The sequence below is a fragment of the Streptomyces sp. NPDC048353 genome (assembly GCF_055587165.1).
The window spans coordinates 247,350-271,498 of sequence record NZ_JBVJGU010000009.1 but is presented as its reverse complement, the minus strand read 5'-3'; the positions used below and the strand labels follow the sequence as shown (position 1 = coordinate 271,498).

19 protein-coding genes and 1 pseudogene are annotated in these 24,149 nt (G+C 72.8%); 15 read left to right on the top strand and 5 right to left on the bottom strand.

Annotation, left to right across the window (positions count from 1 at the left end; translation table 11 throughout):
• Positions 1 to 63: 63 nt before the first annotated feature.
• Positions 64 to 1,233, top strand: a complete 1,170-nt coding sequence (locus ACZ6RC_RS29125) for an alanine--tRNA ligase-related protein (protein WP_469588748.1) — start codon at positions 64 to 66, stop codon at positions 1,231 to 1,233.
• Between the two features lie 106 nt (positions 1,234 to 1,339).
• On the opposite strand, the gene ACZ6RC_RS29120 is transcribed toward ACZ6RC_RS29125, so the two are convergent.
• Positions 1,340 to 1,930 (bottom strand): TetR/AcrR family transcriptional regulator, encoded by a 591-nt coding sequence (locus tag ACZ6RC_RS29120; protein WP_453619220.1) that lies wholly within the window; start codon positions 1,928 to 1,930, stop codon positions 1,340 to 1,342.
• A gap of 102 nt (positions 1,931 to 2,032) precedes the next feature.
• Between ACZ6RC_RS29120 and ACZ6RC_RS29115 the strand changes: the two genes are divergently transcribed.
• The 4 genes from ACZ6RC_RS29115 to ACZ6RC_RS29100 all read left to right on the top strand — a co-directional run bounded on the left by ACZ6RC_RS29115 (position 2,033) and on the right by ACZ6RC_RS29100 (position 5,246).
• Positions 2,033 to 3,016: an aldo/keto reductase gene (locus ACZ6RC_RS29115; RefSeq protein WP_469588745.1), complete on the top strand. Its 984-nt coding sequence runs from the start codon at positions 2,033 to 2,035 to the stop codon at positions 3,014 to 3,016.
• Between the two features lie 259 nt (positions 3,017 to 3,275).
• Entirely contained in the window at positions 3,276 to 3,503 is a 228-nt protein-coding gene (locus ACZ6RC_RS29110; protein ID WP_469588742.1) for a hypervirulence associated TUDOR domain-containing protein, read from the top strand.
• Complete coding sequence (locus ACZ6RC_RS29105; RefSeq protein ID WP_469588735.1) at positions 3,503 to 3,844, top strand: DUF3140 domain-containing protein; 342 nt, start codon at positions 3,503 to 3,505, stop codon at positions 3,842 to 3,844. Before ACZ6RC_RS29110 ends, ACZ6RC_RS29105 begins: the two co-directional genes overlap by 1 nt.
• A 124-nt stretch (positions 3,845 to 3,968) precedes the next feature.
• The gene (locus tag ACZ6RC_RS29100; protein WP_469588887.1) at positions 3,969 to 5,246 is read left to right on the top strand and encodes a cation:proton antiporter domain-containing protein; all 1,278 of its coding nucleotides are present in this window, start codon (positions 3,969 to 3,971) and stop codon (positions 5,244 to 5,246) included.
• A gap of 53 nt (positions 5,247 to 5,299) precedes the next feature.
• Here the strand turns inward: ACZ6RC_RS29100 and ACZ6RC_RS29095 are convergent, their stop codons facing one another.
• A complete protein-coding gene (locus ACZ6RC_RS29095; protein WP_469588728.1) occupies positions 5,300 to 5,506 on the bottom strand; it encodes a hypothetical protein in 207 nt (68 codons plus the stop codon).
• A 272-nt stretch (positions 5,507 to 5,778) separates the two neighbouring features.
• Here ACZ6RC_RS29095 and ACZ6RC_RS29090 point away from each other — a divergent pair, with 272 nt between their 5' ends.
• From ACZ6RC_RS29090 to ACZ6RC_RS29080, 3 genes are all read left to right on the top strand, one after another.
• Positions 5,779 to 6,666: a hypothetical protein gene (locus tag ACZ6RC_RS29090; RefSeq protein WP_469588725.1), complete on the top strand. Its 888-nt coding sequence runs from the start codon at positions 5,779 to 5,781 to the stop codon at positions 6,664 to 6,666.
• Positions 6,667 to 6,993: 327 nt separating this feature from the next.
• Positions 6,994 to 8,856: an HSP90 family protein gene (locus ACZ6RC_RS29085; RefSeq protein ID WP_469588722.1), complete on the top strand. Its 1,863-nt coding sequence runs from the start codon at positions 6,994 to 6,996 to the stop codon at positions 8,854 to 8,856.
• Positions 8,857 to 11,907 carry a hypothetical protein gene (locus ACZ6RC_RS29080; RefSeq protein ID WP_469588719.1) on the top strand — a complete coding sequence of 1,017 codons (3,051 nt, stop codon included), beginning with the start codon at positions 8,857 to 8,859 and terminating at the stop codon, positions 11,905 to 11,907.
• Positions 11,908 to 12,033: 126 nt separating this feature from the next.
• Here the strand turns inward: ACZ6RC_RS29080 and ACZ6RC_RS29075 are convergent, their stop codons facing one another.
• From ACZ6RC_RS29075 to ACZ6RC_RS29065, 3 genes are all read right to left on the bottom strand, one after another.
• On the bottom strand, positions 12,034 to 14,049 hold the full coding sequence (locus ACZ6RC_RS29075; RefSeq protein WP_469588716.1) for an ATP-binding cassette domain-containing protein: 2,016 nt from the start codon (positions 14,047 to 14,049) through the stop codon (positions 12,034 to 12,036).
• 329 nt (positions 14,050 to 14,378) lie between these two features.
• Entirely contained in the window at positions 14,379 to 14,972 is a 594-nt protein-coding gene (locus tag ACZ6RC_RS29070; protein ID WP_469588713.1) for an NAD(P)H-dependent oxidoreductase, read from the bottom strand.
• 188 nt (positions 14,973 to 15,160) lie between these two features.
• Complete coding sequence (locus ACZ6RC_RS29065) at positions 15,161 to 16,267, bottom strand: aliphatic sulfonate ABC transporter substrate-binding protein (protein ID WP_469588710.1); 1,107 nt, start codon at positions 16,265 to 16,267, stop codon at positions 15,161 to 15,163.
• Positions 16,268 to 17,321: 1,054 nt separating this feature from the next.
• Here ACZ6RC_RS29065 and ACZ6RC_RS29060 point away from each other — a divergent pair.
• The 7 genes and pseudogenes from ACZ6RC_RS29060 (at position 17,322) to ACZ6RC_RS29030 (ending at position 24,075) form a co-directional block, all read left to right on the top strand.
• Positions 17,322 to 18,551 carry an LLM class flavin-dependent oxidoreductase gene (locus ACZ6RC_RS29060; protein ID WP_469588707.1) on the top strand — a complete coding sequence of 410 codons (1,230 nt, stop codon included), beginning with the start codon at positions 17,322 to 17,324 and terminating at the stop codon, positions 18,549 to 18,551.
• A pseudogene (locus tag ACZ6RC_RS29055) lies at positions 18,548 to 18,961 on the top strand (GNAT family N-acetyltransferase); the annotation flags it as partial. The gene ACZ6RC_RS29060 and the pseudogene ACZ6RC_RS29055, both read left to right, overlap by 4 nt.
• Before the next feature lie 51 nt (positions 18,962 to 19,012).
• A complete protein-coding gene (locus ACZ6RC_RS29050; protein ID WP_469588885.1) occupies positions 19,013 to 20,053 on the top strand; it encodes an amino acid ABC transporter permease in 1,041 nt (346 codons plus the stop codon).
• On the top strand, positions 20,050 to 20,814 hold the full coding sequence (locus tag ACZ6RC_RS29045) for an amino acid ABC transporter ATP-binding protein (RefSeq protein ID WP_469588704.1): 765 nt from the start codon (positions 20,050 to 20,052) through the stop codon (positions 20,812 to 20,814). Before ACZ6RC_RS29050 ends, ACZ6RC_RS29045 begins: the two co-directional genes overlap by 4 nt.
• Before the next feature lie 102 nt (positions 20,815 to 20,916).
• Positions 20,917 to 21,918, top strand: coding sequence for an ABC transporter substrate-binding protein (locus tag ACZ6RC_RS29040; RefSeq protein WP_469588701.1), 1,002 nt, complete (start codon positions 20,917 to 20,919; stop codon positions 21,916 to 21,918).
• A 144-nt stretch (positions 21,919 to 22,062) separates the two neighbouring features.
• Positions 22,063 to 22,626 (top strand): NADPH-dependent FMN reductase, encoded by a 564-nt coding sequence (gene ssuE, locus ACZ6RC_RS29035; protein WP_469588696.1) that lies wholly within the window; start codon positions 22,063 to 22,065, stop codon positions 22,624 to 22,626.
• A gap of 288 nt (positions 22,627 to 22,914) precedes the next feature.
• Positions 22,915 to 24,075 (top strand): LLM class flavin-dependent oxidoreductase, encoded by a 1,161-nt coding sequence (locus ACZ6RC_RS29030; protein WP_469588693.1) that lies wholly within the window; start codon positions 22,915 to 22,917, stop codon positions 24,073 to 24,075.
• The last annotated feature ends 74 nt before the right edge of the window (positions 24,076 to 24,149 follow it).

The window sequence follows — 24,149 nt, the reverse complement described above, 5'->3', positions numbered from 1 at the left end:
CGACGACTTCCGCTCCGTACCGTTTCCCGGCGCCTTCCCGCCCCGAAGCGAAGGAGCCACTTCATGCACACGGACCAGATCGTCCGCACGTTCGTCGAGTACTTCGAGGAGCGCGGCCACCACCAGATCACCGGCTCGACGCTGCTGCCCCCGCCCGGCGATCCCGTGCTGTTCACCACCTCCGGCATGCATCCGCTGACGCCCCACTTCGAAGGCCGGCCCCACCCCTTGGGCAGGCGGCTGGTCAACGTACAGCGCTGTCTGCGGACGACGGACCTGGAGGAGGTGGGCGACCCCACCCACCTCACGGTCTTCGAGATGCTCGGCACCTGGTCGCTCGGCGACTACGAAGGGCCGCGAAGTCTCGACTGGGCCCACGGCCTGCTCACGGAAGGGCTGGGCATCGATCCCGGGCTGCTGCACGCCACGGTCTTCGGCGGGGACGAGCGGACGGGACCGGACACCGCCTCCCTCGAACTGTGGCAGGACCGCGGAATCCCCGTCGAGCTCACCGTGGAGGACAACTGGTGGTCCAACGGGCCGACCGGCCCCTGCGGACCCGACTCGGAGATCTTCCTGTGGAGCGGCGACACGCCGCCCCCGCCCCACTCGACGCCCACCGGGGACGACCGCTGGGTGGAGGTGTGGAACCACGTGATGATGCGCCACCGCCGACTCGCCGACGGTTCCCTCGTACCGCTGCCCCAGCGCAACGTCGACACCGGACTCGGCCTCGAACGGCTGGCCTCGCTCCTGCAGGGCACGTCGTCGGTGTACGAGAGCGACGTCTTCGCCCCGTGGCGCACCGCCCTCACGTCCCTGTGGCCGCTGGACGAACCCTCGCACCGGGTGGTCTGCGACCATCTCCGCTCGGCCGTCTTGGTGATCGGCGACGGGGTGCGCCCGGCCCCCACCGGCAGGGGGTACGTGCTGCGCCGTCTCGTGCGACGGGTGCTCACCGTGCTGTGGCGGGACGACCCGACGCGGAGTCTCGGAGACCTGCCGCTCGAACCGATCCGGCACACCCTGGACCGCTTCCGCCAGGAGGGGGATCCGACGCACGTGCGTCGGATGCTCCTGGAAGAGGAGCGCCGGTTCACCCGGCTCCTGGAACGGGGACGGCAGGTCCTCGGCCGGCCGCGGTTCCGCGGCCCGCTGGACGAGGAGGACTTCCACTACCTCCACGACACCCACGGCCTGCCCCGGGACCTCGTGCTCAGCCTCCGGCGGTGACGGCCGACGGCCGGGCGCGACCATGCGGTCGGCCGTCGACCGCGGGCCGTCACCGCGGCTCGACCCGTACGGGGCGGCGCGGTACGGGCGGGCCGGGCGGTCCCGGTCAGCTGCCGGGCGGCGCCGGGGGAGCGGTGAGGCGGCCGACCGCTTCCACGACCGCCGCGCGGTGCGCCGACCTGCGCCGCGCGTCCCAGGCGGAGCCGTCGGGCTCGGTCGCGGGGCCGCCCGCGGCCGCGAACCAGGCCTGCGACAGGGCCAGGACCAGGGTCAGGATGTCGGTGGGCTCGAAGGCCGGGTCGACCCGGCCGGCCTGCTGGGCGGCGGCCAGCGCGCGCGCCTTGGCGGCGTACGCCTCTTGCTGCGCCGGCGTGGCCGCCGGACGCTCCAGCTGCTTCCAGAGGACCAGCCGCATCAGCTCCGGCCGGCCGCTGAGGAGGTCGAAGATCGCGCCGGCGTACCCGGGCAGGTCCTCGACGTCGAAGGGCACCGACTCGGCCCCCGCCGCCAGAGCCCGCTCCATGACATGGTCGAAGAGCTGTTCCTTGTTGCCGAAGTACACGTAGATGAGCCGTTTGTTCGCGTCGGCGGCCTCGGCGATGCGGTCGACGCGCGCCCCGGCGATGCCGTGGGTGGCGAACTCGGTCAGAGCCGCGTCGAGGAGCCGGGCCTTGGTCGCGTGGGAATCCCGTGCCATGCCGATCACCCTACCAAGTAACTATCTAGTTATTGACAAGTCGGCGAGGGCCGGGCATGCTCAAACTATCCAGTTAGTTACATACGGAGCGGAGTGGACGACATGCAAGAGCGCGCACTGGGCACCCAGGGTCTGACGGTCGGCGCGGAAGGGCTCGGCTGCATGGGCATGAGCGCCTTCTACGGAGCCACCGACGAGACCGAGGCCCTCGCCACGATCGACCGGGCCCTGGAGCTCGGGATCACCCTGCTGGACACCGCCGAGAGCTACGGCCCGTTCCTCAACGAGCGACTTCTCGGCAAGGCGCTGGCCGGCCGCCGGGAGAAGGCGGTCGTCGCGACCAAGACGGGCATCGAGTTCACGGACGCCGGCGAGATGATCGGCCGGAACGGCACGCCGGAGTACGTCCACCGCTCCGCCGACCGCTCGCTGCGGCACCTTGGCACCGACCACATCGACCTGTACTACCTGCACCGCGTCGACCCGGACGTCCCCATCGAGGAGACCGTGGGCGCCATGGCGGAGCTCGTCACCGCGGGCAAGGTCCGCTACCTCGGCCTGAGCGAGGCCGCGGCGGCCACCATCCGGCGGGCCCACGCCGTGCACCCCCTCACTGCCGTGCAGAGCGAGTACTCCCTCTTCGAGCGGGGCGTCGAGGGCGACGGCGTCCGGGCCGCGCTGGAAGAGCTGGGCATCGGCCTCGTGGCGTACTCCCCGCTGGGCCGCGGCTTCCTCTCGGGCGCGATCACCACGCCCGACGACTTCGCCGCCGACGACTTCCGCCTCACCGACCCGCGCTTCCAGGGCGAGAACTTCGCCCGCAACCTCGCCGTGGTCGACCAGGTGCGCCGCATCGCCGACGAGAAGGGGGTCACCCCCTCCCAGCTCGCGCTCGCCTGGGTGCTGCACCAGGGAGCGGTCCCGATCCCCGGGACCAAGCGCCGCCGTCTCCTGGAGGAGAACGCCGCCGCCACCGAGGTGACGATCACCGCCGGGGACATCGCGGCCATCGAGGCGGTCGCCCCGCGCGGCATCGCCTCCGGCGACCGCTACGCGCCCGAGCTGATGAACTCCCTGAACGGCTGACACCCGCGCGCCGCCACGGCCGGCCCGGGCGCGTCCGTGCGGCCGACAGGGGGGCGGGTCGCCCGAGCGGCGCAGCCGGCCGGTACGCACCGGTCCGTATCCCCGGAGGGCCGGTACGCGCTCCCCGGCGGGCGAGGGACCGCTCGGCCGGGCCCCGCTCCCGTACGTCTCGCATGCGGACGGAGCCGTACGGGAGCACCCTGGCCTCTTGGAACGGCCGATCGCCGCCGGTAGTCGGCGGCCCCGGAAGGAGAGCGCGATGACGAAGAAGGACGACCTGGGCAAGGGGGACAAGGTGTCGTGGAAGAGCCATGGCCAGACCGTGCCGGGCAAGGTCAAGAAGAAGATCACCGGCCGCACCGAGGCGGCGGGCCGGACCGTCGACGCCTCGAAGGAGGACCCGCAGTACGAGGTGGAGAGCGACAAGTCCGGACGCTCCGCCGTGCACAAGCCCGGCGCCCTGCGCAAGAAGGGCAAGAGCTCCTGATGGCCCCGGAGCAGCGGGACGACGACCGGGACGAGATCGTCTCCGCCTTCGGGGAGGCGGTCAACATGACCGCCGGCAGTCTGGAGAAGTGGCTGGCGACCGACGAGTCCCAGAGCGTCGGGCAGAGCGACGGCGGCGAGAGCGTGGGCCACGCCTCCGGCCGCCGCATCGTCGAACTCCTCCACACCAGGAAGGCGGACCTCAGCGACGACGACCTGGCGCACATGCGCAAGGTCACCGGATACGTCCACCGCCACCTCAAGCAGCGCCCGAGCGGCGATGTCACCGACACCCGGTGGCGGTACTCCCTCATGAACTGGGGCCACGACCCGAAGAAGTGACCCGCCGGACCGCCGGACGGCCGGACCGCCGGACCGCCGGACGGTGGAACCGCGGCCCCGTCCCCGGCCCACCTCGCGGGGCTCGGCTCCGGTCGCACGCATGAACGGGAACCTTTCGGACAGGATGGGCGGGGTGATCCTCTCCGACGCCGTCTACCTCGCGATGGGCTTGGGAGCGCTCGGTGCCGCCGTGGTCCCGAGGCTCGTCTTCAAACGGCCCCTGTCCATGCCGATCGTCTTCCTCGCCGCCGGCGCGTTGGTGGCGGCGCTGCCGCTGCCCGTGCCGACGGTCGATCCGGTACGGGACCGGCTCTGGGTCGAGCACGCCACCGAACTGTGCGTGATCGTGTCGCTGATGGGAGCCGGCCTCGCACTCAACCGGCCCTTCGGCCGCCGCGCGTGGGCCGGTCCATGGCGCCTGCTCGGCCTCAGCCTGCCCCTGACGATCGCCGGGACGGCGCTGCTCGCCGCGCTCCTGCTCGACTGGCCCCCCGCGCTCGCCCTGCTCATCGCCGCGGTCCTCGCACCGACCGATCCCGTCCTGGCGGCGGAGGTGAGGGTCGGCGAGCCCACGGACGCGGAGAACGACGAGGACGAGGTCCGGTTCTCCCTCACCGCCGAGGCCGGGCTGAACGATGGGCTGGCCTTCCCCTTCGTCCTGGCCGCGCTCGCCCTCGCCGCGGCGGCCGGCGGCGACTGGTCGGCGGAGTGGATCGGGCGATGGCTGCTCGTCGACGTCCTCCTCAAGATCGCGGTCGGAGTGGCGGTGGGCCTCGTCGCCGGCCGGCTGCTCGGCCGGATGTTCTTCCGCGCGCGGACGAACGCGTTGCGGCTGTCGGAGCACATGGAGGGGTTCGTCGCCCTGGGCGCCACGTTCCTGGCGTACGGAGCGGCCGAACTGCTCCACGGCTACGGCTTCCTCGCCGTCTTCGTGACCGCCTGCACCCTCCGCGCGGCCGAGCGCAGCCACGGCTACCACCAGGTGCTCCACGAGTTCACGGAACAGATCGAACGCCTGCTGACCGTCTGCCTGCTCTTCCTCCTGGGCGGCTTCCTCGTCACCGAAGGCCTGCCGGCCCTCACCTGGCAGGGGGCCCTCGTCGCCGTCCTCCTCGTCCTCGTCGTCCGGCCGGCCGCGGGCCTGCTCGGCCTGATCGGGGCCGCCGCGGGACCCAAGGAGAAGGTGGTCACCGCCTTCTTCGGCATCCGCGGCATCGGCTCGCTGTTCTACCTCGCGTACGCGCTCGGCCACGGCACGGCCCTCGTGACCGACGAGGCACGGCAGCTCTGGTCGGTGGTCGCCTTCGCCGTCCTGCTCTCCGTGGTCCTCCACGGCGCCGCCGCCACCCCCGTCATCCGCCGCCTGGACCACCTGCGCCGCTCCTCGCCCGCGCCCCCGTGACGCCCGGCCCGGCCCGGGGCGGGACCGGACCCGCCCCGAGGTGCGGCGGTTCGTCAGTCGCCGCTCGAACCGCCGGTGCCGTTTCCGCCGCCGAGTCCGCGGCGCCGGTTCTTGTCGGCGTGGCGCAGCAGTCGCCCCGCGCCGAGCGTGAGGGCGGCCACGGCACGGACCCACCGGGGCCCACCGCGTTCCGCCCACACCACGCAGACGCATCCGCCCACGACGAGCACCAGGACGCCGAGCAGCACGAGAACGGTCATGGTTTCCACCCCTGGGTCGGTCACACGGTCCGCCGATCCTCTCAGGTCCCCATAACGCGACGAACGCCCCGGTCACCGGAGTAATACGGGTGTGCGATTGTCGGTCGCGCATGATAGTCACTACACCCACGGGGTGGGGTGATCTTCGACCTCCCCGTTCGAACATGACAAGGGGTGGGGACATGGCGTTGCTCCGTGATTGGGGGCTCACGCTGGGGAGATGGACGGGACGGCCCGTCGCACAGGTGCAGCGGGACTCCGGCGATCCCGACGTGCGACGCGTACGCGCCGCCGCCGAGGCGGGGGACTGGCCGGCGGTCCGGGATGTGCTCGAAGCGCGCCCCGAGAGCGAGGACCGGACCGAGTTGCTGTGGGCGGTCGGCGACACCGCCGGGGTGGAACGCTGGATCGTGAAGGTCCTCGAAGCGGAACCCGATGCGGCGCTGCCCCGGCTCGTGGCGGGTGTACGCCACGTCAGCTGGGGGTGGGAGGCCCGCACGGGGGCCCGCGCGAAGGACGTCTCACGCGCACAGTTCGACCTGTTCCACACCCGGTTGCGCCTCGCCGAGCAGTGGCTGTACGAAGCGGCCGAGCGCGAGCCGCGGTGGACCTCGCCCTGGTACTCCCTGCAGACCGCCGGCCGCGGACTGGAAGTCGGTCCCGTCGTCGCCCGCCGCCGGTTCGAGGCGACGGTGCGGCGCGACCCGCACCACCTGGGAGCCCACCAGCAGCAGCTCCAGCAGGTGTGCGACAAGTGGGGCGGATCGCACGAGGAGATGCACGCCTTCGCACGGGAGTCCGCCTTCGGCGCTCCGGGCGGCACGCTCCTCGGCCAGCTCGTCGCCATCGCTCACCTCGAACAGTGGCTCTCCCTCGACGACGGGCCGGACGCCGCCTACATGCGCCGGGCCGAGGTGCGACGGTCGCTGCAGGAAGCCGCCGACCACTCCATCCGGCATCCGGACTTCGTCCGCCGAGGACTGTGGAACCAGGTCTTCAACACCTTCGCCATGGCCTTCTCCCTCGCCGGGGACCGCGAAGCCGCCCGGGAGTGCTTCGAGGTGACCGAGGGCCGCGTCTCCGAGTTCCCCTGGTACTACATCAACGGGGCCGATCCCGCCGCGGCCTACCGGAGGCAGCGTTCGACGGTCGGACGCTGAGCCCGGCCCCGACGACCACCGGGGCGCTCGCGCTCCGGCGCCTCCCGGCCAGGGCGGCGCACCGCCGCGCCAGGCCCGCCACGGTCAGGTGCGCCCGCGGCCCGGCACGGCCGACCGGCCGATGCCGCCGGCCGTGGAGGTGACCACGGCGCCCTCGTCGTCACGGCCCGCTCCTTCGCCCCCTCCGGCCCCGTAGCCCGCCGCCCGTCGGTCCGGCCCCGTACGTCCGGATCCCCGACCGCCCGCGTACGCCCGCGTACCGCTTCCGTCCGTCCCCGCGCCCGCGCCCCTCACACCGCTCGCGCGCCCACCGAAAGACTCCGTCAGGTGCCTCACTCCGAGACCACGCACTCCTTCCAGGTCGACTTGCGCGGCCTGGTCGACCTGCTCTCCCACCACCTCTACTCCAGCCCCCGCGTCTACCTCCGCGAGCTGCTGCAGAACGCCGTCGACGCCATCACCGCACGGCAGGCGGCCACCCCCGGCGCGCCCGCCACCATCACCGTCCGCACCGGCGACACCCTCACCGTCACGGACACCGGCATCGGGCTGACCGAGGCCGACGTCCACCGGTTCCTCGCCACCATCGGCCGCAGCTCCAAGCGGACCGCCGAAGGCGCCCTGGACGGCGCCGGACTCGAGTCCGCCCGCGGCGAGTTCATCGGCCAGTTCGGCATCGGCCTGCTCGCCTGCTTCGTCGTGGCCGACGAGATCACCGTCCTCAGCCGCTCCGCCGCCGACCCGGCGGCGCCCACCGTCGAATGGCGCGGCCACTCCGACGGCCGGTACACGATCCGCACCCTGCCCGCCTCGGCCATGCCCGAGCCGGGCACCACCGTCCGCCTCGTCCCGCGCGCCGACAACGCCGAGTGGACGAGCCCGGAGCGGGTCGTCTCCCTCGCCCGGCACTACGGCGGCCTGCTCCGCCACGAGGTCACCGTCGTCGGCCCCCGCGGCGAGACCCACCGGGTGAACGAGACGCCCCCGTGGGAGCAGAACCACCGCTCCCCGCTGGCCCGCCGCGAGGCGATGACCGCGTACTGCCGCGGCCTCTTCGACTTCACCCCGCTCGACACCATCGAGCTGGACCTCCCGGCGGCCGGCCTGCGCGGCGTCGCCTACGTCCTCCCCACCGCCGTGAGCCCCGCCCAGCGCGCCGGGCACCGGGTGCACCTCAAGGGCATGCTGCTCACCGACCAGGCGCCCGAACTCCTGCCCGACTGGGCGTTCTTCGTCCGCTGCGTCGTCGACACCACCAGTCTGCGGCCGACCGCGTCCCGGGAGTCGCTGTACGAGGACGGCACCCTGTCCGCCGTACGGGACGCCCTCGGCGAGCGGATCCGGGACTGGCTCACCGGACTCGCCGCCAGCGACCCGTCCCTGCTGCACCGCTTCATCGACACGCACCACCTCGCCGTCAAGGCGCTCGCCCGCTACGACGACGAACTGCTGCGCATCGTCCTGCCGTGGCTGCCGTTCGAGACCACCGACGGCAACGTCACCCTGGAGGAGTTCGCGCGGACGCACCCGACCCTGCTGGTCACGCGCAGCGTCGAGGAGTTCCGCCAGGTCGCCCCCATCGCCGCGGCCGCCGGACTGGGCGTCGTCAACGGCGGCTACACCTACGACCGCGACCTCGTCCTGCGGCTCCCCGAGATCCGCCCCGGCACGACCGTCACCGACCTCGACCCCGCCACCGTCACCGCCCACCTCGACGCCGTCGACCCGACCGCCGAACTCCGCGCGGCCGCCTTCCTCGCCGTCGCCCGCGAGACGATCGGTGTCCACGACTGCGACGTCGTCCTGCGCGACTTCCAGCCCGTCACCGCGCCCGCGCTCCTCCTCGACAACCGGGAGGCCCGCCACGAGCGGACGAGGTCGAGCATGGCCGCCGACAGCGACGGCCTCTGGGCCGACATCCTCGGCTCCCTGCGCCACGAGACCCCGCGCGCCCAGCTCGTCCTCAACCATCTCAACCCGCTGGTCCGCCAGGCGATCACGATCTCCGAACGCGGCCTCGCCGTCACCACCGCCGAGGCCCTCTACGGCCAGGCCCTGCTGCTCAGCCGCCGCCCGCTCCGGGCCGGCGAGAGCGCCCTGCTCAACCGGGCCTTCATCGGCCTACTCACCCACGCCATGCACCACACCGGCACGGCCGCCGACGGCTCCGGACCCCGGAAGGAACTGTAGATGCTGGACACTCCCGAGGCCGTCGTCGAGGCGCTGCGCGAGAACAACGAACGCCCGCACGGCCTGCAGCGCACCATCACCGCCGAGGAACTCGTCGAGGCCGCCGAGCCCTTCGACCAGAACGACGTCCTCGTCACCGCCCTGCTGGAGCTGATGTCGGCGTACGAGTTCACCGGCGAGCACCGCAAGTCGCCCGTCACCTTCGCCCGCCTGCTCAAACTGTGGGACACCGCCCCCGAGGCCTTCAGCCAGTGGGAGGCCCACCAGGTCTTCTGGCGGTTCAAGTGGGTGACGACGTCCCTGCTGCAGGTGCCCGAGGTCCCCCTGGCGACCCTCCACGGCTGGATCGACCAGATGCGCACCCGCTACGAGAAGGCCGGGCACGGCATGCAGCCCGTCGCGGCGATGCGCTACCACGTGGCCGCGCACACCGGCGTCGGCACCGCCGACGCCTACGACCTGTGGGCCACCCGGCCCCGCACCGAACTGAGCGACTGCGAGGCCTGCGAGACCCGGCACCTCGCCTGGCACCAGGTGGTGTCGGGCGACGACGCCGCCGCGCTCGACAGCTGGCGTCCGGTCCTCGACGGGGCGATGGGCTGCACCGAGGAACCGCAGATGACCCAGGCACGCGCCCTGCTGCCGCTGCTGCGCCTCGGCCGCGAGGACCGGGCCCGGTGGGACGAGGCACGCTCCCACCACCTCACCGGTTACCGCCGGGTCCGCGGCAACACGGGCATGCAGGAAGAGGTAGGTCTGCACCTGGAGTTCTGCGCCCTGTCCCGCAACGAGGGCCGCGGACTGGAGATCCTGGCGGAGAACCGTCCGCTCTTCGAGGCCACCGGCGCCCCGCTGGCCCGGCTGGGCTTCCTCACCGGCGTCGAGGTGTTGCTCGCCCGGCTCCTCGCGGACGGGCACACCGACACCGCGGTCGCCGGGCCGCCAGGACGGAATTGGACCGCCGGCGCGCTCCTCGCCCACGTGCGGACCGAAGCGGACCGGCTCGCCGCCGCGTTCGACGCCCGCAACGGCACGACGGCCGTCGGGGACCACCGACGGACTCGCCTGGACCGGACCCCGCTGCTCGACGAGCCGCTGCCGCTCGGCCTGCGGACCTCCGTCACCCGACTTCCCGCCGCCACCGCCACGAACGGTGCCGGGGCGGGGGAGCGGCCCGGCCCCGCGGCCGCGACCGCCGGGCCCGACGTACCGGAGGACTTCGTCTCTCTGGTGCGGGAGGCACGCCGCCTGTCGGCGCAGGGCCACCCCGGCAGCAGCCGGCTCTGGAGCCGTGTCGCCGACCGGCTCGCCGACGACAACACGCCGCACGACGACCGGCTCGGCGCGGAGGACGTCCTCCACGCGGAGCTGGCGGAGCACCGCGCCTACCTCCTCTCCCTGGAGGACGTCGACGCGGAGAGCATCGCCGAACTGAAGCGGGCCGCCGACCTGTTCGAACAGGCCGGCCTTCCCTGGCACGCCCTCTCCGCCCGCACCCGCGCCTTCGCCTGGGAAGCGGCTCCCGACGAGAGCGCGCGGGACGCCGACGGAACCCCGGAGGCGGACGGGCCCACCGAGGGCGGCGCGTCGGACGCGATCCGGGCCGGTATCGACGAGGCGCTGCGCGCGGCGGAACGCCTTGCGGCCGAGGCACCGCTCACCGGCGAGAACCCGGGGAAGTCGGAGGCCGAGTCCACGACCGAGAGGGCGGCGGAGCGGGTACGGGAGTACCTCGCCGTGCTGTACTCCTGCACCTTCGCCGCCTACCAGGAAGCCGTACGGCAGCTTCCCGAGCCGGCCGACGCCGCCGTCGAACGGCTCGAGGAGCAGGCCCGTATGCTCCACCGCGAGGCGGAGCGCCTGTCCGTACCGCACCAGATCGCCAACGCCCGGCAGTTCCTGGCCGACCTGGCGGGCCGGCGCGGTGACGTCCAGACCGCCGAGACCGAGCTGCGGGCGGCGCTCGAGGACATCGAGGCCTCGGACCGCCCCTGGCGCGGATCGCGCCCGCGCGCCCTGCTCGCCCAGATCCTGATGTCCAGGAACGAGCCGGCGGAGGCGGCGGAGCTGCTGCACCGGTCCCTCGCCGACGCCGTCCGCTACGACGACACGGAGTTCCCGCTGGCTCCGACCTACGGCCTGCTCGGCCACGCCGCCTCGCACCTCGGGGACGCGGGCGGCGCCGTACGCCATCTCTCGGAGGCCGCCGCGCGCTTCGACCAGGCCGGGGCGCACGAGGAGGCCACCGACATGCGGCTCCAGCTCGCCGACGTCCTGGCGCGCACCGGGCAGCAGGCCGACGCCGTCGCCGTACTGGAGTCCGTCCTCGCCGACGAGGCCTCGGCCGGCCTCGACGAGCGGCTCCTGGCCCAGACGCGGCTGACGCTGGCGCGGGGCCTGCGGGAACTGGAGGAGTACCTTCCGGCGGCTGAGGAGTTCCTGCGCCTCGCGGACACCGTCGCCGGGTGGCAGGACGACGGGGTGATCCACACCCTGGTCGCGGCCGAGGCGGCCACCGCACTGGCCATGGCGGACCGCTGGGACGCGGCCGTCGCGGCGTACGACCGCGCCGTCGCGTCCCACGCCGAGGCACCGAATGCCCCCCTGATCACACAGATGATGTGCGAGTTCGCACGTCTCACCATGCTGTCCCGGGGAGCGGACGGCCTCGACGCGGCCCTGGACCACCTGAAGCAGGCCGACGCCGTCCGGGTCGCGGTCCCGGAGGACACCGAGGGCTTCGTCCCCTGGTACGAGAGCGGCAGCGTGCACTACCGCCGCGCCCGTGTCCTGGCCGAGGCCGAGCGGTTCCCCGAGGCCCTCGCCGAGGCGGAGGCCGCCATCGCCGCCCACGAGCAGGGCGGGGAGCAGGGCGAGGTGCCGCGCGCGGAAGCGGTCCGGATCGCCGCGCTGATCGAGGGCAACGGCCTCGGCCGCGTGAAGGAGGCCATCGCCCGTCTCACGACCGCGGCGGCGCGCTGCCGCAAGGCGGAGCTGCCCGAGGCCGCCGACATCCTGAACGCCCTGCGCCAGGACTACCTGAACCGATGAGGGACGCCCGGCGGCCGACCGCTCCGGTCGGCCGTCGAGGGCGCCCGGCCCTGGGTCCCGCACCCGGCCCTTGATCCCGCGGTCGTCCCGCGGGACCGAGGGCCGGCTGCGCGTGCGCTCCGGCCGTCAGGGCGCCGCCCCTTCGGCATGCGCCGCGTTCCGGGGCTGGTAGGCGGCGGCCTGGAGGGTGAACATGTCGGCGTAGTCGCCGCCCAGCGCCATCAGTTCGGCGTGGGTGCCCGACTCGACGATCCGGCCGGAGTCGAAGACGTGGATGCGGTCGCAGTCGACGACGCTGGCCAGCCGGTGCGAGATGAGGACGGTGATCTGGTCCTCGCGCAGCCGACCGCGCAGCACCGCCTCGTAGACGGCGTGCTCGGAGGGCGGGTCCATGCTCGCGGTCGGCTCGTCGAGCAGGAGCAGGGCCGCGCGCTTGTAGAGTCCGCGGGCGACGGCGATCTTGGCCCACTGGCCGCCGGAGAGCTCCTGCCCGCCACGGAAGCGCTTGGACAGCAGCGCCTCCCACTGCCCGGGAAGCGCCTCGATCACCTGATCGGCGCCCGCCGCCCGTACCGCCGCCAGGACGGGCCCCGGGTCCGCCTCCGTCAGGCTGCCGGTCGACACGGTCACGTTGGCCAGCGCGCTGAACGGGAAGTGGACGGGGTCCTGGAGGACACAGGCGACCCGCCGTTGCAGGGACTGCGCGTCCAGGTCGCGTACGTCCACGCCGTCCCAGCACATCCGTCCCTGCTGGACGTCGTGCAGACCGGCGAGGACCTTCGCGCAGGTGCTCTTGCCCGAGCCGTTGAGGCCGACGAAGGCGACGGTCTCGCCGGCGTGGAGCGTGAGGGACACCCCGCTCAGCGCGGGGGTGTCCTTCCCGGCGTAGGTGAAGGAGACGTCCTCCAGGGTGATGGTCCGCACCCGGTCCGGCGCCTGGGCTTCGGCGGTACGGAGCTGGAGGCCGCGGCAGCGTTCCTGGACGGCCAGCAGGTCGTCGACCCACAGGGCGTGCTCGTACACGAGGTGCGCGTACTCGACGAGCCGGGTCAGCGAGGTCTGCCCGGCCTGGATGGCGAGCACCGCCCCTGCGCCGGCCGCCAGGGGCAGCCAGTCCGAGACCAGCATGGCGGCGAGCGCGGCGTAGGTGACCCCGGTGCCCAGACCCCCGACGCCGCGCCCGCCCAGGTTGAGCAGGGCCGCCCGCACGCCCAGCCGCGTGTCCTCCTCGGCGATACGGGTGATGAGGCGCCGGTGCTCGTCGAGGAGCGCGCCCTGCGCCGTGTCGGAGCGGAGTTCGGCGGCCGCGTCCTGGTCGAGGAGGAGCCAGGAGAAGACGCGGACCCGGCGCTGCAGGGCGTTCCACCGTTTGAAGGAGTGGAACCGGGACCGCGCGCTGCGCACGGCCGCCAGGCCCACGGGCAGGACGGAGAGCAGGAGGAGGGGCAGCAGAGCGGGGTGCAGGATGCCGAGGACGCCGGCGGTGCCGGCCAGGCTGAGGACCGCGGAGGCGAGGGAGACGACCTGGCCGACGATCTGCCGGGCGTAGAACAGGCCGCGGTCGTTGGCGCGGTAGACCTCGTCGTGCCAGTCGGCGTCCTCCACCACCTCCAGGCGTACGTGTGCGGTCAGCCGGAAGAACTCGCTCTCCAGCGCGGTCCGGATCTTCGGGGTGATCCGCGCCTGCGCCACCGCGACCGCCGCCTCCAGCAGCGCCCGCGCGGCGAGGAACCCGACGACGAGGAGGATCTGCGGGACGGCGGCCCGCACCCGGTCGGGAGTCGGTCCCTGCGCGAACAGCTCCCGCAGCACCGCGACCCCGGCGATCAGCCCGAAGGCGCTCATCGCCGCCGACCCCAGCTGGCACACGACGACCCCCGCCGTCGCGCGCCGGTCGGCCCACCAGGCGAGCCGGCCGATCTGCGCGGTGATCCGTGGCAGTCGGGCGAGGACCTGGCGGACCGTCGCGCCGGCGGCCGCGCCGTCGTGGACGGACCAGTACGCCTCCTCCATCTCCTCGGCGATGTCCCCTTGCCCGGAGCCGGTCGGCAGGGTCCGGGGAGGGGGAGGCAGCGGGAGCGGCGCGGTGCGCGGCGCGGGGACGGTGTCGTCGGGGGCGTTCGCCGGAGTGGGGTCGCTCATGCCGTCCCCCGCGCGTCCCGACGAGCCGAGCCCCGCACGGGAGCCACGGAAGGGGCGGCGGGCGGGACGGCCCCGGGCAGGGCGGGAGGGGGAGAGGATGCGGGCACGGGTCGGGTGGGCAAGGGGCGCATGGGACCTCCGGAAGCGAGCCGTCAGGCTGGTGTGGAGGTCAACGACAGCTCCCCGATGTTCGAACACACGTGTTTCGGTCGGGGTGTGATCCGCCGGGGGAAGCGAGTCGGCGAGGGTGCGCGATACACGGACCCTTGCCGGACAGGGACCGTGCCTCGGTGGGGAGTTGGCCGAAACGCCGAGGGCCGCCCCGCGGGTTACCCGAGCAGCGCCGCCGCCTGTTCGCGGGCTTCGGCCAGCCAGGCCGCGCGTTCCTCCGGGGCCGAGCCCGTGACGGTCCGGAAGACGGTCCGGCGGACGTCCGTGACGCCCACGTACGGCAGGACGCACGCCGCCCAGATGCTCTGCAGCGGGTCGCCGAACTCGCGCTCCTCCCGCTCGGCGGGAGTGTCGGAGGTGTTCAGCACCAAGGCGCGCCCGGCCTTCAGCAGCCCGGCCGGTTCGCCTTCCGCCGTCTGCAGTTTGTACGCGACCCCCGGCGCGAGGACGCGCTGGATCCAGCCGGTGAGAACGGCGGGCGGCATTCCCCACCAGTTCGGGTGCACGAACACCAGGCCGTCCAGCGCGGCCAGCTCCGCCTGGTGCCGCGCCACCTGGGTGTCATGGGAGCCCTCCGCCGACTCGACGGTCTCCGTCTCGTCGGCGGAGACCAGCGGTGCGAACCCTTCGGCGTAGAGGTCGTGCGCCGTCACCTCGGCGCCCCTTCCGCGCAGCTCCTCCACGACGGCGTCGAACAGGGCGTGGTTGAAGCTGCCCGGGCCCGGGTGGGCGAGATAGATCCCTATGCGCATGTGTTCCCCCGGTGGACACCGACGGCCTCGGCTCCGCCAGGTGCGGGCAGACCGTAGCCGCACGGGCGGCGGCTGATCGTCATTATCCGGCAACCGACCGTTCCGGAGCGCGGCCGGGCGCGCCGCCCGGGGGCCCTCGGAAGGAGCCCGGGCGGCGCGCGCCGGTTCGAACCGCTGTGCCTGTCCGGTTACTTGACGCCGAGGCCGGCGTCGGCGACCTCGGGCCGGCCCTCGGCCTTCAGGATCTTGTTGAGCGGCTTCAGGTCGTAGATGCCGTTCAGGTCGGGCTTCTTGAGGAGTCCGGCCTTCACCGCGTGGTCGGCCTGGGCCTGGAGCGTCGCGGCGAGCGGGTCGTTGATGAACTGGATCGAGGGCCAGGCGGCGTCGATGACCTCGGCGCCGAGGGGCTTGCCGGTGAGGTCCTTGAGCTTGGCGTTCGCCGATGCCTTGGCCTTGTCCGGGTTGGCGTTGATCCATGCGTTGGTCTTCACCGAGCCGCGCAGGACCGCCTCGACGACGTCCGGGTGCTCGGTGAGGAACTTCTGGGACACGATGATGTTCGTGATCACGAACTTCTTGTCGGGCCACAGCGTCGACTCGTCGAGCAGCACCTTCGCGCCTTCGGTGACGAGCTTGGAGGCCGTCGGCTCGGGCACCCAGGCGCCGTCGATGGAGCCGGAGGTGTAGGCGTTGGGGGTGACCTTGTTGTCCGTGCGGACCACGGAGACGTCGCCCTTGCCGCTCTGGGCGTCGACCTTCCAGCCCTTCTCGGAGATCCAGTTGAGGAAGGCCACGTCCTGTGTGTTGCCGAGCTGCGGGGTGGCGATCCTCTTGCCCTTGAGGTCGTCCAGGGTTTTGATCTTCTGGGGGTTGACGACGAGCTTCACGCCGCCGGAGGCCGAGCCGCCGACGATCCGCAGGTTCTTGCCGTGGGACTTGGTGTAGCCGTTGATCGCGGGGGAGGGGCCGATGAAGCCGATGTCGATCGAGTCGGCGTTGAGCGCCTCGATCTCGGAGGGGCCGGCGTTGAACGTCGACGCCTTGATGGCGGTGCCGCCCAGCTCCTTCTGGAGAATGCCCTCCTGGATGCCCACCAGGGCCGTGGCGTGCGTGAGGTTGGGGAAGTAGCCGATCCGCACCTCTTCGACGGACAGCTTCTTGGCGTCCGCCGCGATTTTGGGCTGCGTGGTGTCGTCGGCGCCCTCGGAGCCGTAGCCGCACGCGGTCAGCAGAAGGGGGAGCGCGGCGAGGGCGGTGAGGGTACGCACGGTGGCGAGCGGTCTTGCGGCAGACACGGAGGTGTCCTCTCAACGGATGGGCGATCGGCGGGCGATCGGGGGTGAGCGGTGAAGGGGCGGACGGACGACGGCACCGGTGCGGGCACGCGGATCGTCGGAGGAACGCGCGGGAGGAGCAGGCGGCGCGGAACCGGAAGGTGCGCGGCCGAAGCGGTACGTGCAGCGCCGGCGGAGCCTCGCGTCGGCTCGGCCGAAGGGCGGGGCGGGACCGGAACGTCAGTGAGGCGGACAGAGGGCGCTGGACGCGCGGCCGAGGTCGATGTGACGACGCGAGGCCAGAAGAGGCGGCGCCGGATGTGCGCGGTCGAGCGGTGCCATGGCCACCTCCCCTAATCCCTAGTTCTCCTACCGGGTTGCTAGGGATCGTGGCAGAAGGAAGCCTTCACCCCAAGAGGGTGTTCGTATGATGGACAATTACTTCTCGAACAGTGAGACAAGGGAGGTCGGAGGCGTCGGTTGGGAAGGTCAACAAGCCCTTTGTGTAAAGGGGTTGACCCCTTTCCCGGTGGCACGCGCAGCACTGCCCACGCGTCGGCGATCAGGCACGGGAAGGGCCGGGTCGACGTCGGTCCGGCATCCGGGCAACGGTTGACGAGAAGCGCGAGTAATGCTCAAGTGTTCGCATGATTGCTGAGCAGCGCTTGGTCACCCGTGGCCACATCGACTTCGGTCGGGTGTGGTCCGCGGCGTGTTGCGCCTGACTCGGCAGCGGGCCGTCTGACCGGCCGCTCCTCTCCCTCGGCGCCCGCGTGATGGGCCGAGCCCTCCCCTCGTAGCACCACTCCCGTACGCCCTGAACCCGGGCACGGAACGGTTCCGCGAGCGTGGACACGCAGCCGTACCCCTCGTTCCGCCCGGGCCGCTGCCGCCCGGCGTCCCCGCACCCTCCCGTGTCGCGTTCAGGCTCCGGCCCGCCGCGCCGCGGACCGCCGCCGTGCCCGGCCCCGCCGCGCTCGGCCGGCCCCCGGCGTCCGCCTGTCCCGCCCCCACCCGAGCTCCGCCGGGCCCATCGCCCCTCAGCACCCGAAGACTTGAGGAAAGGTCACCTCCCATGCCTGTGGAGTTCCTCGGCATCGCCGCCACCCATGACGGGTCGGAAACGACCGCTCGCTCCGGTGACGCGTTCGACAAGCAGTACACCCTCCGGCTCGCCCGGGCCCACGAGGAACACGGTTGGGACCGGGTGCTGTTCGCGTACGGCTCCGGCTCGCCCGACCCGGCGCCGGCCGCCGCCTTCCTCGCGAGCAGGCTCGACACCCTGCAGATCCTGCTCGCCCACCGGCCCAACGTCTCGTACCCGACCTTCGCCGCCAAGACGTTCGCCACCCTCGACCGGATCAGCGACGGCAGACTGACGGTCCACTTCATCACCGGCGGCAACGACCACGAGCAGGGCCGCGAGGGCGACACGCTCACCAAGGACGAGCGCTACACCCGCACCCGCGAGTACATCGGGATCGTCAAGAGGATCTGGACCACCCACGAGCCCTTCGACCACGAGGGCGAGCACTACCGCTTCCACGACTTCGTCAGCGATGTCTTCCCCGTCCAGCAGCCCCGGCCGCGGGTCTCCTTCGGCGGCTCGTCTCCGGCGGCGTACGCGGCCGGCGGAGCCGAGGCCGACATCTACTGCCTGTGGGGCGAACCACTGGCGAGGATCGCCGAGCAGATCGAGACCGTGAAGGCCGCGGCGAAGGCCGCGGGCCGCCCCGAAGCGCCCCGCATCCAGGTGGCGTTCCGCCCGATCATCGCCCCGACCGAGGAGCTGGCCTGGGAGAAGGCCCATCGCACGGTCGGCGCCATCCGGGCCCGCCGCGAGCAGGGACTCGTACGCCACCACCGCACCGGGGCGCCGGAGAACACCGGTTCGCAGCGGCTGGTCGCCATCGCGGAGGCGGGTGAGCGCTACGACCGGGCCCTGTGGACGCCGACCGCCGCCGCCACCGGCGGCGCGGGCAACTCCAATGCCCTGGTGGGAACCCCGGAAACGGTCGCCCAGGCCCTGCTCGACTACTACGACCTGGGCGTCGACATTCTCTCCGCCCGCGGTTACGACCTGCTTGACGACGCCATCGACTTCGGGCGGTACGTCATCCCGATCGTCCGCGACGAGGTCGCCAAGCGCGACGCCGAGCGCGCGGCGAAGGCGGAGGCAGAGGCCGGCGGGGAGGCCGGCCGCGGACTCGTCGGCGCAGGCCCCGCCACGGCCCCCGGCGCCGGGCGGGACGCGGCCGGCGTGCCGGAGTCCGGGTCCGAGCGGCGCGTGGCGGTCCGACGATGACCTCGGTGCCCGACGCCCCCGGTCTGACCGTCGTCCAGGTGCCGGTCGCCGACCCGCGCGTCCAGCCGCTGCTGCGTGAGCTGGGGGAGGAGTACGCGGCCCGTTACGGTCAGGACGCCCACACCGAACTCGCCCGCTACCCCGACGAGGAGTTCGCCCCGTCCCATGGCGGCGTCCTGCTCCTGCTGCTGGAGGGCGGTGCCCCGGTCGCGGGCGGCGCCTTCCGCCGATTCGACGACACCACCGCGGAGCTGAAGCGGATCTGGACGCACTCCGCCCACCGCAGACGCGGCCTGGCCCGCCGGGTCGTGGCCGAACTGGAGCGGGAGGCGGCCGACCGGGGCTACCGGCGGATCTATCTCACCACCGGCCCCCGCCAGCCCGAGGCGCGCGGCCTCTACCTGGCCACCGGTTACACCCCGCTGTTCGACACGGACGCCGACCCCGAGACCATCGGCCCCCTGCCCTTCGAGAAGGACCTCGGCCCCCCGGCCGCACCCGTACGCGAGGCAGGGGCGCCCGCCGCCCCGCGCCGCAAGGCCCCCGCGGAGCGCGGTCTGCCGGACGGGCTCGGGGTCGTCCCGGCCCGCCACTACGGCCGCTGGGCCGTCGCCGTCGTCGTCACCGTGCTCGTCGCGCAGTTCGCGCACGGACTGGCCACCAACCCCGTCTGGGAGTGGTCCGTCTTCGGCGCGTACTTCCTGTCCGAGACCATCGTCCAGGCCGTCGGAACGACCCTCCAGCTCACCGCCTACGCCACCGTCCTCGGCTTCCTCCTCGGCACCGTCCTGGCCTTCATGCGGCTCTCCCACAGCCCGGTGCTCCAGACGGTGGCCTGGTCGTACATCTGGATCTTCCGGTCCATCCCGATGATCGTCCAGCTGGTGTTCTGGTTCAATCTGAGCGCCCTGTACGAACGGCTCGGCGTCGGCATCCCCTTCGGGCCGGTGTTCTGGTCCGTCGACAGCAACAGCCTGATCGGCACGATCGGCGCCGCCCTCATCGGCCTCTCGCTGCACCAGGCCGCATACGCCGCAGAGATCGTGCGCGGCGGCGTCATCTCGGTGGACCCCGGACAGCTGGAGGCCGCCGCCTCCCTTGGCATCCCGCGGTTGCGGCAGATCCGCCGGATCGTGCTCCCGCAGGCCATGCGGGCCATCCTCCCGACGGCCGGCAACGAGATCATCGGCCTCCTCAAGGGCACGTCGGTGGTCTACGTCATGGCGATCGGGGAGCTGTTCTACCAAGTCCAGGTGATCTACGGCCGCAACGGCAGGGTGATCCCGCTGCTCCTGGTCGCCACCGCCTGGTACGTCCTCCTGACCTCGCTCCTCTCCATCGCGCAGTACTACGTCGAGCGCCGCTTCGCCCGGGGCGCCGACCGCACCCCGCCGCCCACCCCGCTCCAGCGCGCCCGGCGCTTCGCACGGAACGTTCGCGCGGCGGCGGCGCGCCACGACCGGCCCGTCGTCCCCCTCAAGACCCTCGGAGAAGCCCGATGAGCGACGTGATGGTGGACGTCCGCGGAGTCCACAAGAGCTTCGGCCCCTTGGAGGTGCTGCGCGGGGTGGACCTGCAGGTCCGCGCCGGAGAGGTCACCGTCGTCCTCGGCCCGTCCGGCTCGGGGAAGTCCACCCTGCTGCGCACCATCAACCACCTGGAGAAGGTGAACCGCGGCTGGATCAGCGTCGACGGCGAACTCATCGGCTACCGCCGCTCCGGCGACAAGCTGCACGAACTGAAGGAGAAGGAGGTCCTGAAGCAGCGCACCCACATCGGGTTCGTCTTCCAGAACTTCAACCTCTTCCCGCATCTCACCGTGCTGGAGAACCTCGTCGAAGCCCCCGTATCCGCCCTGCGCCGCCCGCGCAAGGAGGTGGTCGAGGCGGCGGGCCGTCTGCTGGAGCGGGTCGGCCTCGCCGACAAGGCGGGCGCCTACCCCCGGCAATTGTCGGGCGGGCAGCAGCAGCGCGTGGCGATCGCGCGCGCTCTCGCCGTGGAACCGAAGGTGCTGCTCTTCGACGAGCCGACCTCGGCGCTCGACCCGGAGCTGGTCGGCGAAGTCCTCGACGTGATCAAGGACTTGGCCCGCTCCGGGACCACGATGATCGTCGTGACCCATGAGATCGGTTTCGCCCGCGAGGTCGCCGACACCGTGGTCTTCATGGACGGGGGTGTCGTCGTCGAGCAGGGCCCGCCCGCCGCCGTCCTGGACGCCCCGCGTCACGACCGCACCCGTGCCTTCCTCTCCAAGGTCCTCTGACGCGCCCCTCGGCGTCCCCGCACCTCATGGACGACCCCTCACGGGCGTCTCGCCCCGTACGCCCGTGGCACCGTGCCATCCGCTCACGCAAGGAGACCCACCGTGTCCACCTCTCTCACCCGTCGCACGACTCTCACCCGTCGCACGACCGCGGCCGCGCTCGGACTCGCCGCCGGACTGGTCCTCGCCGCCTGCTCCAACCCCTCGGACGGCGGTACGACCGAAGTGGCGGCCGCGTCGGGTGCCCGTACGAAGATCGATCTGAGCCCGGACCAGAAGCGGATCACCACCGGCAAGGTCGAGTCCATCGCCGCCCAGGTCCCGGAGAAGATCCGTGAGAGAGGGACGCTCGAGATCGCCGGCTCCTCCGGTTCGACGGCGCCCCTGACCTTCCGCGCCACCGACAACAAGACCGTCATCGGCGTCGAGCCCGACCTCGCCCATCTGGTCGCCGATGTCCTCGGCCTCGAGCCGCACCTCAACACCGTCTCCTGGGAGAACGTCTTCGTCGGCCTCGACAGCGCCAAGTACGACGTCGGTTTCAGCAACATCACCGTCACCGAGGAGCGCAAGGAGAAGTACGACTTCGCCACCTACCACAAGGACGACCTGGCCTTCGAGGCGAAGAAGGGCAGCGGCCTGAAGATCACCGGGCCCGCGGACGTGGCGGGCAGGACCGTCGCCGTGGACACCGGCACCAACCAGGAGAAGCTGCTGGTCGAGTGGAGCAAGGAGAACGAGAAGGCCGGCCGCGAGCCGGTGAACATCACGTACTACCAGAACGTCAGCGACACCTACCTCGCGCTCCAGTCCGGCCGCATCGACCTCTACCTCGGCCCCAACCCGACCGCCGCCTACCACGTCGCCGCCGGCGGGAAGACCGAGATCGTCGGCACCCACTCCGGCGCGGGCGCCACCCTCCAGGGCCTGATCGCGGCCACCACCAAGAAGGACAGCGGGCTGGCGAAGCCGCTCGCCGCCGCGCTCGACGAGGTCATCCGCAACGGCACGTACGCGAAGGTGCTGCAGCGCTGGGGGCTCTCCGCCGAGGCCGTGGAGAAGTCGGAGATCAACCCGCCCGGCCTGCCCAAGAACGGCAAGTAGCCCTCCCGGGCGGCGGCCGGACCCTATCGCCCGGCGCGCAGCCCCTCCCGGGCAGTGGCCGGAGCGCACCGGCCGCCGCCCGGCCCCGCCCCTCCCGCAACGACGCCCTTCGCCTCCGCAAGCCCAGCAACCCAAGGACTCCTCATGGCCACCGTTCTCTCCGTGTCAGGAAGCCCCTCCGCCACCTCCCGCACCGCCCGCCTCCTGCGTCATCTCGATGCCCGGCTCGCGGACCAAGGCCACGACGTCATCCCCCTGGACGTGCGCACCCTCCCCGCCGAGGCTCTGCTGGGAGCCGACTTCGCCCATCCGGCGATAGCGGAGGCCGCCGCGCTCTTCGCCCGCGCGGACGGCGTCGTGATCGGCACGCCCGTCTACAAAGCCGCCTACTCCGGCCTGCTGAAATCCCTGCTCGACCTCCTCCCGCAGTACGCACTCGAAGGCAAGACGGTCCTGCCCCTCGCCACCGGCGGCACCACGGCCCACGTCCTCGCGATCGACTACGCCCTGCGCCCGGTCCTGGCCTCGATGGGGGCCGCCCACATCACCCCGGGGTGGTTCACGCTCGACAAGGACCTCGCGGTCGGCGACGACGGCACCCTGCTCGTCGCCTCGGGCACGGCCGAAGCGCTGGCCCAGGTCGTCGACCGGTTCTCCGCCGCGCTCGGCGGCGTTCCTCGTACGCCCCTGCTCGCGGCCACCGGCTGAGCGCAGGAGCCGCCGCCCGCCGGGACCGCCGTCCTCCACCTCCTCGCCCTCCGCCGCGCTCCGCCTCGCCGGGTGGGCCGGCGACCCGGCGGGCGAGGCCGGGACCCGCCGGTCCCTCGTCGGCTCCCCGGCCGCCGTCTCCCGGCCCATCGACGATCTCGTGCGGGCCGACGCCGCCGGCGGCTACACCCTCGTGCCGTACGTCACCCCCCCCGAGCCGACCTCGTACCCGACGGCCCGGCCCCGGCCCTGTCCGCGCGCACCGACCACTGAGGAGCACCCCACCCCATGTCCGGCATCCCCCTCGGCGTCCTCGACCTCGTGCCCGTCTCGTCCGGCTCCACCGCCGCCGAGGCGCTGCGCAACTCCATCGACCTGGCCCGGCGGACCGAGCAGTACGGCTACGCCCGCTACTGGTTCGCCGAGCACCACCTCAACCCCGGCGTCGCGGGCGCCTCGCCCGCCGTCGTCCTCGCCCTGACGGCCTCCGCGACCTCGACGATCCGCCTCGGCTCCGGCGCGGTACAGCTCGGCCACCGCACCGCGCTGTCCACCGTCGAGGAGTTCGGCCTGATCGACGCGCTGCACCCCGGCCGCCTCGACCTGGGGCTCGGCCGCTCGGCCGGCCGGCCGAGCACGCCACCCGCCACCCCCGCACCGCCGCACCCCGCCCCGTCGCAGGCCCGGACCCGGACCGTGACGCCCGTCGTCGACGGCCGCACGCCGAACGGGCTGCTGATACCGCCCCCGTTCTCCTTCGAGCACCTCATCGGGTCGCCCCGCGTCGCACTCCAGCGGAGACTGCTCCAGCAGCCCCACGCCGAAGCGCAGGACTACGGCGAGCAGATCGACGACATCCTCGCCCTGCTCGCCGGAACCTACCGTTCGGCGGACGGCATCGAGGCGCACGCCGTCCCCGGCGAGGGCGCCGACCTCCAGGTGTGGATCCTGGGCAGCAGCGGCGGCCAGAGTGCCGAGACCGCGGGCCGCAACGGCCTGCGCTTCGCCGCGAACTACCACGTCAGCCCTGCCTCGGTCCTGGAAGCCGCGGAGGGGTACCGCGCCGCCTTCCAGCCCTCCGACGTCCTCGACAAGCCCTACGTCAGCGTCTCCGCCGACGTCGTCGTCGCCGAGGACGACGCGACCGCACGCGCACTCGCCACCGGCTACGCCTCCTGGGTCCGCAGCATCCGTACGGCCGAGGGCGCCATCCCCTTCCCGACACCCGAGGAGGCCCGCGCCCACCCCTGGACCGAGGCGGACCGGGCGCTCGTCGCCGACCGGGTCGACACACAGTTCGTCGGCAGCCCCGCACACGTCGCCGACCAGCTGGAACGGCTCCAGGAGGCCACCGGAGCCGACGAGTTGCTGATCACCACCATCACCCACGGCCACGCCGACCGCGTGCGGTCCTACGCACTGCTGGCCGACGAGTGGCAGCGCAGGTGAACGCGCGCCGCCGCCCCTGCCGGCGGCTGTGCGTCCATACGCTGCCGTCCCCGCCGTCCGTCCGCCGCACCCTC